The organism is Arenibaculum sp. (genome assembly GCF_035998295.1).
Classification (GTDB): domain Bacteria; phylum Pseudomonadota; class Alphaproteobacteria; order Azospirillales; family Azospirillaceae; genus DASYHS01.
On the sequence record NZ_DASYHS010000033.1, the window covers coordinates 43,716 to 53,487 of the forward strand.

12 protein-coding genes are annotated in these 9,772 nt (G+C 70.7%); 2 read left to right on the forward strand and 10 right to left on the reverse strand.

Translation table 11 applies throughout. The annotated features are described in order from the left end of the window. Positions 1-29: 29 nt before the first annotated feature. Complete coding sequence (locus tag VGO20_RS03335) at positions 30-446, forward strand: tautomerase family protein (protein ID WP_327500868.1); 417 nt, start codon at positions 30-32, stop codon at positions 444-446. Between the two features lie 115 nt (positions 447-561). Then, a complete protein-coding gene (locus VGO20_RS03340) occupies positions 562-1,362 on the forward strand; it encodes a cytochrome c oxidase assembly protein (RefSeq protein WP_327500869.1) in 801 nt (266 codons plus the stop codon). Here the strand turns inward: VGO20_RS03340 and VGO20_RS03345 are convergent. The 10 genes from VGO20_RS03345 to VGO20_RS03390 form a co-directional block, all read right to left on the reverse strand. Next, positions 1,347-1,727, reverse strand: a complete 381-nt coding sequence (locus VGO20_RS03345; RefSeq protein ID WP_327500870.1) for a c-type cytochrome — start codon at positions 1,725-1,727, stop codon at positions 1,347-1,349. The genes VGO20_RS03340 and VGO20_RS03345 overlap by 16 nt on opposite strands. Continuing rightward, positions 1,724-2,302, reverse strand: coding sequence for a c-type cytochrome (locus VGO20_RS03350; protein ID WP_327500871.1), 579 nt, complete (start codon positions 2,300-2,302; stop codon positions 1,724-1,726). Before VGO20_RS03350 ends, VGO20_RS03345 begins: the two co-directional genes overlap by 4 nt. 3 nt (positions 2,303-2,305) lie before the next feature. After that, entirely contained in the window at positions 2,306-2,704 is a 399-nt protein-coding gene (locus VGO20_RS03355) for a c-type cytochrome (protein ID WP_327500872.1), read from the reverse strand. 35 nt (positions 2,705-2,739) lie between these two features. Next, on the reverse strand, positions 2,740-3,135 hold the full coding sequence (locus VGO20_RS03360; RefSeq protein WP_327500873.1) for a hypothetical protein: 396 nt from the start codon (positions 3,133-3,135) through the stop codon (positions 2,740-2,742). A gap of 11 nt (positions 3,136-3,146) precedes the next feature. Continuing rightward, on the reverse strand, positions 3,147-3,749 hold the full coding sequence (locus VGO20_RS03365) for a cytochrome c oxidase subunit 3 (RefSeq protein ID WP_327500874.1): 603 nt from the start codon (positions 3,747-3,749) through the stop codon (positions 3,147-3,149). A gap of 3 nt (positions 3,750-3,752) precedes the next feature. Further along, positions 3,753-5,672 carry a cytochrome c oxidase subunit I gene (ctaD, locus tag VGO20_RS03370; protein ID WP_327500875.1) on the reverse strand — a complete coding sequence of 640 codons (1,920 nt, stop codon included), beginning with the start codon at positions 5,670-5,672 and terminating at the stop codon, positions 3,753-3,755. Next, the gene (gene coxB / locus VGO20_RS03375; RefSeq protein WP_327500876.1) at positions 5,669-6,715 is read right to left on the reverse strand and encodes a cytochrome c oxidase subunit II; all 1,047 of its coding nucleotides are present in this window, start codon (positions 6,713-6,715) and stop codon (positions 5,669-5,671) included. Before coxB ends, ctaD begins: the two co-directional genes overlap by 4 nt. Before the next feature lie 75 nt (positions 6,716-6,790). After that, complete coding sequence (locus VGO20_RS03380) at positions 6,791-7,474, reverse strand: RraA family protein (RefSeq protein ID WP_327500877.1); 684 nt, start codon at positions 7,472-7,474, stop codon at positions 6,791-6,793. Between the two features lie 48 nt (positions 7,475-7,522). Continuing rightward, on the reverse strand, positions 7,523-8,449 hold the full coding sequence (locus VGO20_RS03385) for a ketopantoate reductase family protein (protein ID WP_327500878.1): 927 nt from the start codon (positions 8,447-8,449) through the stop codon (positions 7,523-7,525). 92 nt (positions 8,450-8,541) lie between these two features. Then, positions 8,542-9,772, reverse strand: a 1,231-nt coding sequence (locus VGO20_RS03390; protein ID WP_327500879.1) for an LLM class flavin-dependent oxidoreductase, incomplete at its 5' end; no start/stop codon positions are given.

Genomic DNA, 9,772 nt, shown 5'->3' on the forward strand with positions numbered 1-9,772 from the left:
TGGCCTCCTCATCAACGGAGGGTGCAACCATGCCGATCCTGAACGTCAAAGTCTCAGCAGCCGCATCGCCCGAGCTGTCCGCGGCCATCGCCGACGGGCTGGTCGGGCTGACGGCCGGAATCCTGAAGAAGAACCCGGCCATCACCGCGGTGGCGCTCGAGTACACGGCGCCGGAACATTGGATCGTGGGCGGCAGGAGCCTTGCCGACCAGGGCAAGGCAAGCTTCTGGCTGGACATCAAGGTGGTGGAAGGGACGAACACCAAGGACCAGAAGGAGCAGTACCTGTCGGAGGTGTACGGCTTCATGCGCGGCGTCCTGGGCGACCTGCACGAGGAGAGCTACGCCCTCGTCCACGAGGTCCGCGCCGACGCCTACGGGTTCGGCGGCCTGACGCAGGAGCACCGCTACATCGCGGGCAAGCTCCGCGACCGGGCCGCGGCCTGATCCCGCGATCCGGACCCGCGACTTCGGCACTTCCGGCCTGTTGGCGGGGTGTATGCGCCGCCCGGACCCGACGGACGGCGCTCCGAAGGATCGAAACCCGGGAGCCGGACGCGGCATGACGGCCTACATCCCCTATTGCGGAAGCCCGCCGGTTCCAGGCGAACTGATGGGCGCCTGGAACCTGGACCCCTGGCTGCTCGCGGGTCTGGGCGCCGCGATGCTCGGCTACGGCCTGGGTGCCGCCCGCGCGCGGGATGTCGGGGCACTCCGCGCCGGCGCTTTCGCGGTCGGCTGGCTGCTGGTGGCGGCATGCCTGGTGTCGCCGCTGTGCAACCTGACCGTCGCCCTGTTCTCCGCCCGCGTGGCCCAACACATGCTGTTGACGCTGGTCGCGGCCCCGCTGGTGGTCCTCGGCCGCCCGGAGCGGGCGTTCGCCGCCTTGCTGGGCGGCGTTCGGATCGGGCGCCTGCCGGGCCTGGCCTGGGTCGGTCCCGCGGCCTTCGCGGTCCTGCTGTGGTTCTGGCATCTGCCGGTGCCCTACGACGCGACGCTCCGGAGCGACGGCGCCTACTGGGCGATGCATCTCAGCCTGTTCGGCGCGGCGCTCCTGCTGTGGCGCGTGCTGCTGCCGGACGGGGCTGCGCCGGCGCTGGTGGCGGTCGGGGCCGGGTTCCTGACCTCCCTCCAGATGGGACTGCTGGGCGCGTTCCTGACCCTGGCGGGCGGCGCCTGGTACGAGAGCCACGAGGCGACGAGCTGGCCCTGGGGGCTGTCGCCACTGGCCGACCAGCAGTTGGGCGGGCTGATCATGTGGGTGCCGGGCTGCGCCGTGTTCCTCGTCGCCGGGCTCGCGGGCGTTGCGTCGCTGCTCTCTCGGCTGGAGCGCCGCGGCGATCCGGTTCAGTCCAGGCCGTAGAGATAGGCGGCGATGTCGCGGGCGTGCTCTGGCGTGACGCCCAGGTCCGGCATCGCGCTCAGCGGGTCCACCTCCTGCGGGTCCATCAGCCAGCGGATCATGTTCTCAGGCCGGTTCGGCAGCACGCCGGCGATGTAGCGGCGCGTGGCCATGCCCTCCAGGGGCGGGCCGACATGGACGCTGGCGCCGACGATGCCCGGGACGACGTGGCAGGTCGTGCAGGCGTACTGGCGCAGCGCCTTCTGTCCGGTCTCGGCATCGCCGAGCAGCTCGCGCCCCTCGTCCGGGGCATCCTGCGCACCGGCCAAGCCCGGCCCGGCCGCCAGAAGCGCGGCCGCAAGGAGCACGCGGGCCCGCCCGGTCATGGCGCCCCCCATCGGCTGGACAGCTGCGGGGCGGGTTGCGGCCCGGCGAGGCCGCCCTGTTCCACCATCGCCCTGTAGCGTACCGGCGCGATCGTCGGCAGGTGCATGACGAAAGCCGTCACGGCCCACATCTCTTCCGGGCTCATGCGGAACTTCCAGGCCGGCATTCCGCTCATCTTCACGCCGTTCTCGACGATCCAGAAGATCTCCTCCGGGCTCCAGTTCCGCGCGCTGTGCGCCAGGTTGGCCGGCAGCGGCGTCATGCCCAGGGCGAAGGGCTGCGGCGCCACGCCGGGCGCCCCGTGGCACTGGACGCAGTGCACCTGGTAATGGTCGAAGCCCGTCTCCAGCAGCTCCGGGTCGTCGAGGTCGACCGGCACGGCCTCGGGCGCGCGGATCGCCACCGAGCGCCGCAGCGCCACGTCGAAGATCCAGTAGACCGGCCGCGTATGCTGGGCGATCGCCGAGATATCGTAGATCCCGGAATAGACGAAGGCCAGGCCGCCGGCCGCGCCGAGGGCCGCCAGCCCGACGACGAACAGGAATGCCTTGCGCACGGTGCTGCGGGCCGGCATCGCTCAGCCACCCTCGAGGGAATAGAGGAAGGCCGCGATGTCCGTCGCCTCCCGCTCGCTGAGCCCCAGGTCGGGCATCGCCGTGCGCGGGTCGATCGCGGGCGGGTCCATCAGCCAGCGCACCATGTTCTCCGGCAGGTTGGGCAGGACGCCGGCGATGTAGACCTGGCTCGACAGCGCGTTCAGCGGCGGCCCCACATTGGCGTCCGGGCCGCGCACGCCGTCGATGCGGTGGCATGCGCCGCAGCCATGGGCCCGGACCAGGAAGTGGCCGGCCTCGGGGTCGCCGCCCGGCACCGTCATGGCCGCGTCGTAGGCGCCGCCCTCGCCGCAGCCGGCCAGCAGCGACAGGGCGAGGAGCAGCGTTCCCGCGGTGGTTCCGCCTTTCGTCGTCGTTTCCATGCTTTGGTAACGGCTGGCCGCGCCGGACGTCCCGTTCATCGCACGCACGGGTCCAGGATGAAGTTCGGAATCCCCTCGACCGCGATCCCGGCCAGGCTCAACGCCGCGATCATCATGCCGGCGAAGGCCATGAAGCGGCTGCGCGCCGCCGGGCCGCCCTCCGGCCCCGGCCAGCCGCGGCCGGCGCGCCGCCAGTTCCGCCACGACAGCAGCAGCGCCGCCGCCGCGAGCGCCAGCGCCACCGCCGTGACCAGATGCAGCCACGCGCCGTCCCCGGCCTCGCACAGGGCCGGGACCAGCGCGTAGCTGACGTTCTGGTGCAGCGCCCAGGCCGCCGGCCCGATCCCCCAGCCGAGCCAAAGCCATGCGGCGGAACGCCCCCGGAAGGGGGGCTCCCCGTCGTGCGTGTCGCCGTCGCGCGGTGGTGCCATCGGACGCTCCCTCACAGCAGGCGCGGGGCCCAGTAGAGGGTGAGGTAGAACGGCACCCAGGCGGCGGACACGAAGTACCAGTACAGCGTGTCGACCACGACGGCGAGCTGCCGTTCCGGATTGAAATAGCCCCTGATCGCCAGGACGAGGACCACCGCGGTCCCGACGATGGCCGAGGCGATATGGGTAAAGTGGAAGCCGGTGATGGTCCAGACGATCGAGCCGTAGGCGTGGTCGCTCCACTTGAACCCGAAGAGCTGCATCTCCCGCCAGCGCAGGGCCAGGACCGTGCAGTGGAACAGCAGACTGAGCGACAGCCCCGCGATCAGGACGGCGCGGTTGTCGCGATTCAGGCCCCAGCTCGCCCACCACATCGTCACCATGCTCGCCAGCAGCAGGGCGAGGTTGACGCTCGGCCAGAGCAGCGGCGGCGGCTCGATCCCGGCCGGCGGCCAGGCCTCCGCGCTGCGCATCAGGTAGAAGTAGCTGACGATGAACGCGCTCACCACGGTCAGCTCGATCATGATCAGCCACAGCACGCCCCACCACAGCGGGTGGCGGTTGGCTGCGAAGCGGCTGAAGCCGGCGACGTCGACGGTGCTTCGGGTGTCCATCCCTCAGTCCTCCCGCCAGGGCCGCCGCGGCCAGAGCCAGCCGACGAAGCTGAAGAAGGCCAGGAAGAAGCCGATCACGAAGAAGATCGGGCTGACCAGGATGCCGATGAACCCAGTGGAGGCGGCCACCGCCGAGACGAAGGGCCAGATCGTCGGTCCGGGCAGGACCTGCACCGATTGCGGCTCGGCGTCGAGGATGCTGGTCACCACCATCTCCCGCCGGTCGCTGCGCAGGCCGATCACGACCTCGCGTCGGCCGGCCTCGCGCTCCTGCCACAGCGGATACCGCCCGTGGACGACCGCGACGTGGCGGTGGTTGTAGGGGGCCGGCGGGGAGCTGGTCCGCCATTCCAGGGTCGGCGCCCCCCAGGGATCGTCGCCGGCCGGGCGGCCGCGCCGCATGCTGACCCAGAAGTTGAAGGCCGTGAGCAGGAAGCCGAGCGCAAGCACGACGGAACCGGCGGTCGCCAGCAGGTTCATGCCCTCCCAGCCCAGCCCGTCGATATAGGTGTAGATGCGCCGCGGCATGCCCTCCATGCCGAGCTGGTGCATCGGGAAGAAGGTCAGGTTGAAGCCGAGGAAGGCAAGCCAGAAGCTCCACTTTCCCAGCCGCTCGCTCATCAGCCTCCCGGTCATCTTCGGGTACCAGTAGTACAGCCCGCCGATCAGCGGGAAGACGGCCCCGCCGATCAGCACGTAGTGGAAATGGGCGACCAGGAAGAATGTCCCGTGGACCTGCAGGTCGAACGGGATCGAGGCCACCATGACGCCGGTCAGCCCGCCGATCACGAAGATCACGAAGAAGCCCAGCACCCATAGCATCGGCGTCGCCAGCCGGATCTTCGCGCCCCACAGGCTCGCCAGCCAGCAGAACACCTGCACGCCGTTGGGGATCGCGATCATCGCGCTTGCCGCCATGAAGAAGCTGAGCCCGAGCTGCGGCAGGCCGGTCGCGAACATGTGGTGCACCCACAGCCCGAAGCTGATGAAGCCGGTCGCCACCAGCGAGACGACCAGCGCCGTGTAGCCGAAGATCGGCCGGCCGGTGAAGGTCGTGATGACGCTGGAGATCACGCCCAGGGCCGGCACCAGGATGATGTAGACCTCGGGATGGCCGAAGAACCAGAACAGGTGCTGCCACAGCAGCGGCTCGCCCCCGGCCTCGACGATGAAGAACTTCGTGTCCACCAGCCGGTCCAGGATCAGCAGCAGGCTGGCGACGATGATCGTCGGCATCGCGAACAGGATCATGAACGCCATCACCAGGACCGACCACACGAACAGCGGCATCCGGTTCAGCGACATGCCGGGCGCGCGCAGCTTGAGGATCGTGACGATCAGCTCGACCGCCGCGGTCAGGGCCGAGACCTCGATGAAGGTGATCATCGTCGTCCAGATGCCGACGCCGAGGCCCGGCGAGAACTCCTTGTTCGCCAGCGGCACGTAGTTGAACCAGCCGGCCGCCGGTGCCAGGCCGACGAACAGCGAGCCGAAGAAGGCGACCCCGCCGATCAGGTAGACGTAGTAGCCGAAGGCGTTCAGGCGCGGGAACGCCATGTCCCGCGAGCCGATCATCATCGGCGCCATGAAGATCGCGAACCCCTCCACCACCGGGATCGCGAACAGGAACATCATCGTCGTGCCGTGGGTGGTCACGATCTGGTTGTACAGCTCCGGCCCGAGCAGGGAGTTCTCCGGCACCGCGAGCTGCAGGCGTATCAGCAGGCCGAGCGCGCCGGCCAGCAGGAAGAACACGAAGGCGGTGACGATGAACCGGCGGCCGATGATCCGCTGGTTGACCGGCATGAACCAGCCGACCGGCCCCGACGGCGACCGCCATGTCTCCTCCAGCCGGCGGGTCTCCTCGGGGTCGTCGCGGACGGCCGGCGCCCCCGGGTCGAACGTCCTGTCCGTCAGGGTCATTCCAGCTGCTCCAGATAGGCCAGCAGCGCGTGCAGGTCGGGCGGGTCGAGGGCGAAGCCCGGCATCAGGTTGCCGGGCTTGATGCTCTGCGGGTCGGCGATCCAGCCGCCCAGATGGCCGCGCGTGTTCGGGATCGTCGCCGCCGCCAGCGTGCGCCGGCCGGCGAGATGGGTGAGGTCGGGGCCTTGCCCGCCCCTGGCGGCGGTGCCGCGGACCGTATGGCAGCGCGCGCAGGACTGCTGGAACACCTCGCGCCCGCGCCGTGCGAGCGCGCCTTCGGGCTCCGCGGCCGGACGGGCTTGGTGGGCCAGCCAGGCCTCGAACTCCGCCGGCTCCGTCGCGACGACCAGGAAGCCCATCAGCGCGTGCTGCACGCCGCACAGCTCCGCGCACTGCCCGCGATAGGTCCCGGCCTCTCCCGGGGCGAACCACAGCTCGTTCACTTGGCCGGGGATCATGTCGGTCTTCCCGTCGAGGTTCGGGACCCAGAAGCTGTGGATCACGTTGTCGGACAGGAGCAGCAGCCGCACCATGCGGCCCACCGGCAGGTGGATCTCGTTGGCGGTGGTCGCGATCAGCCCGCCCTGCGCGTCCCGGTAGCGCACCTCCCACCACCAGAGCTTGCCGGCCACCTCCACGGTGACGTCCGGCGGTGTTGGCCGCGCGCCGGTCTCGCGGCCGATCCACAGGCCGGACACGACGATGCCGAGGATCGCGACCGCCGGGGCGACGATGCCGCCGGAGACCACCAGCGCCCACCGCCGGCTCTCCGGCAGGGGCCGCGCGCCTTGCGCACCGCGCCCGCGCAGGAGCCCGACTGCGAGGACCAGGACGACGACGGCCAAGACCACGGCCGACACGCCGAGGAACCACCACCACAGCTGCGCGATCAGCGCCGCGTCGGGGCTCTTCGGGTTCAGGGCGGACTGGCTGCCGTCGCTAGCACAGCCGGCCAGCAGCGCGCCGGCTGCGGCGAGCCGGGCGGCCGCTTGCGCCGTCCTGCGGCGGCCGGACGGGCCGAACGGGCTTGGCGTGGCGGTCATCCCAGTGCAAACGACCGGGGGCCGCCGCGGTTCCGTGTCTCTGGTCCGAGGCTCCGGTTGCGTGCCTCGCGCCGCCTACATCACGGCGTATTTGGCGTAGGCGTCGGCCAGGCTCCGGCCGGCGAGGATCTCCTCGCGCACGCTGCGCTCCAGCCGGTTCTTGGCGACCGCCTTCGGGATGATCTCCCGCTCGGCCTCGTGCGGGATGACGCAGACGCCGTCGCCGTCGCCGAAGATCAGGTCGCCCGGCCTGACGCGCACCTCCCCGATCCTGATCGAGCAGCGGTAGTCGACGACGTTGTGCCGGCGCTGCAGGCCGTAGGCGTAGGTGCCCTGGGCGAAGACCGGCAGGCCCAGCTCGAGGACGCGGCCGGCGTCGCGGATGCTGCCGTTGATGACTGCGCCGGCGGCACCCAGGGCCAGCGCCCGCATGCTCAGGAACTCGCCGAAGCGCGCGGCGTGGATCGGCCCGCCGCTCGCGATGTACACCTCGTTCGGGCGAAGCGCGTCGATCGATTCGAACAGCAGCCCGAAGGGCTTGGCATCGAACCGCACCGGGACGCCGTAGGGAACCGGCGGTTCGTCCTGCACCGGCATCGCGCGCCCGACCAGGACCAGGTCGCTGCGCACCGGGCGGATTTCGGGAGGCAGCATCGGGTGCAGGAAGCCCAGCTGCTCCATCACGTCGCTCACCGGGCAGGTCGAAAGCTCGGTCCGCATCAGCGCGAACAGCTCCTCGTCAGTGCTCCACTCCAACATGTCTCGGTTCTCCATGCTACGTTGTGGACCGCGGGTGCCGCGGTCGGCTCAAGTCACCTTGGGGGGCCCGTCGCGATACGGCAGGAGGCCGGCATAGACCGCGGACAGCGTCGGCGTTGGGATGGCGTGCCGCTCGCCGAGCCGGACGGCATGGCCGTGCAGCGTCTCGAGTTCCAGGCGCCTGCCCTGCATCAGGTCGTGATAGAGCGAGGTGTAGCTGATCGGCGCGACCGACCCGAGGAAGGCCGCGCAGCGTTCCGCCACCCCCTCGTCCAGGCCGGCCGCCTCGGCCCGCGCCAGCGCCAGCAGCTCGTCGATCTGGCGCTGCCACAGGCGGCGCAGTTCCGGCACCTCCCGAACCGCCTGCGCCGGCATCCGCGTCAGCGCGGTCGCGCCGGCGAAGGCGGTCAGGAACACGTATTTCTCCCACAGCGAGCGGCGGATGTCCGGGACGACGTCCACCCGGATGCCGGCCGCCGCCCCGGCCTCGGCGAAAGCCGGCAGGCGTCCCGGAGCCGTGCCGCCGAACTCGCCGCAGACGATGCGGGCGAGCTGCTGGTGGGCGATCACGCCGGGGGCGGCGATGTGGACGAAGGCATAGGCGATGCCGCCGACCGCACGGCCGGCACCGAGGATGCGTGCCAGCTTGTCCTCGTTGTCGACGCCGTTCTGCAGCGACAGCACGCCGGTGCCGGGGCCGAGCACCGGCCGGACCAGCTCGGCCGCATCCTCGGTGTCGAACGACTTCACGCAGAACAGGACGAGGTCGGCGGGCGGTTGCCCGTCCAGCGTCGCGACGGCCGGCGCGTCGACGGTCCAGTCGCCGTCGACCTCCGAGCTGACGCGCAGCCCGTTCTCCCGGATCGCCCGGAGGTGTTCCCCCCGGGCGACGAAGACGACGTCGTGGCCGGCCCTGGCGAGCTTCGCGCCGAAATAGCCGCCGATGCCGCCGCTGCCCATGATGACGATCCGCATCGCATCCATCCGTCCAGTGAACCGAAGTCCCGGATGCTCTCACCGCGGCGAGGCGCCCGTCCACCCGGTCCCGCCGCCCCCCAGCCCCGCCCTCAACGGGCGGCGAAGGCCATGTCCTGCTCGGGCATCCGGGCGTGGCGGTTCTCGCGGAAGGGCAGGCCCAGATGGTCCCTGAGCGTGGCGCCGCGCAGGGCCATGTCGTGGTACCCGCGCGCCGCCAGCACCGGCAGCACGTGCTCCACGAAGTCGTCCAGGCCGGAGCCCACGACCGGAAGCCCCAGCATGAAGCCGTCGGCCGCCCCGCCCTCGACCCAGCGGATCAGCTCGTCCGCGACCTTCTCCCCGGTCCCGATCAGCCCTTCCGACGTGCCGATGTGCACGCGCCGCGTCGCGGCCTCGAGCGCGACCTCGCGCAAGGTCATGCCGCGCTCGCGGGCGAGCCGCTTGATGTTGTCGGTCGTGGACTGGAAGCCGTCCTTGCCGAGGTTGCCCAGGTCGGGGAAGGGGCCGTCGAGCGGATAGGCGCTGAAATCGTGCTGCTCGAAGAAATGGCCGAGATAGGCCAGCGCGTCGTCGATCGACATCAGGTCGCGGATCTCGATGTACTTCCTTTCCGCCTCCTGCTCGGTGGCGCCGACGATCGGGCCGATGCCGGGGAAGATCTTGACGTCGTCCGGGCGCCGGCCATGGGCCACGGCGCTGTCCTTGACCCGGCGGTAGAAGGTGCGGCATTCCTCGAAGGTCCCGCCGTTGCTGAACACGGCGTCCGCGTGCCGGCCGGCTACGCGGATGCCCTCGTCCGAGGACCCGGCCAGGAACACCACCGGCTGGCCCTGGGCCGAGCGCGCGATGTTGAGCGGGCCCTCGACCGAGAAGAAGCGGCCCTTGTGGTCCAGCCGGTGCATCTTGGCCGGATCGAAGAAGCGCCCGGTCGCGCGGTCGCGCAGGAAGGCGTCGTCTTCCCAGCTGTCCCACAGCCCCTTGATCACCTCGAGATACTCCTCGGCGATCTCGTAGCGCAGGGTGTGGTCGGGATGGGCCCGGCTGTAGTTCTTGCCGGCCCCTTCCAGCGCCGAGGTCACGGCGTTCCATCCGGCCCGGCCGCCGCTCAGCGCATCGACCGAGGCGAGCTGCCGGGCGGCCGTGAAGGGGTCGCTGTAGGAGGTCGACACCGTGCCCGCGAGGCCGATCTTCGAGGTCATCGTGGCCAGGGCCGACAGGAGCGCGATCGGCTCGAACCGGTTCAGGAAGTGCGGGACCGACTTCTCGTGGATGTACAGCCCGTCGGCGATGAACACGAAGTCGATGCCGGCGGCTTCGGCC

Coding starts and splice junctions, on each gene's coding strand:
- VGO20_RS03365 (WP_327500874.1), bottom strand. CDS start 3,749: ATGGACACCCGAAGCACCGTCGACGTCGCCGGCTTCAGCCGCTTCGCA.
- ctaD (WP_327500875.1), bottom strand. CDS start 5,672: ATGACCCTGACGGACAGGACGTTCGACCCGGGGGCGCCGGCCGTCCGC.
- VGO20_RS03355 (WP_327500872.1), bottom strand. CDS start 2,704: ATGGAAACGACGACGAAAGGCGGAACCACCGCGGGAACGCTGCTCCTC.
- VGO20_RS03380 (WP_327500877.1), bottom strand. CDS start 7,474: ATGTTGGAGTGGAGCACTGACGAGGAGCTGTTCGCGCTGATGCGGACC.
- VGO20_RS03350 (WP_327500871.1), bottom strand. CDS start 2,302: ATGCCGGCCCGCAGCACCGTGCGCAAGGCATTCCTGTTCGTCGTCGGG.
- VGO20_RS03345 (WP_327500870.1), bottom strand. CDS start 1,727: ATGACCGGGCGGGCCCGCGTGCTCCTTGCGGCCGCGCTTCTGGCGGCC.
- VGO20_RS03360 (WP_327500873.1), bottom strand. CDS start 3,135: ATGGCACCACCGCGCGACGGCGACACGCACGACGGGGAGCCCCCCTTC.
- coxB (WP_327500876.1), bottom strand. CDS start 6,715: ATGACCGCCACGCCAAGCCCGTTCGGCCCGTCCGGCCGCCGCAGGACG.
- VGO20_RS03385 (WP_327500878.1), bottom strand. CDS start 8,449: ATGCGGATCGTCATCATGGGCAGCGGCGGCATCGGCGGCTATTTCGGC.
- VGO20_RS03340 (WP_327500869.1), top strand. CDS start 562: ATGACGGCCTACATCCCCTATTGCGGAAGCCCGCCGGTTCCAGGCGAA.
- VGO20_RS03335 (WP_327500868.1), top strand. CDS start 30: ATGCCGATCCTGAACGTCAAAGTCTCAGCAGCCGCATCGCCCGAGCTG.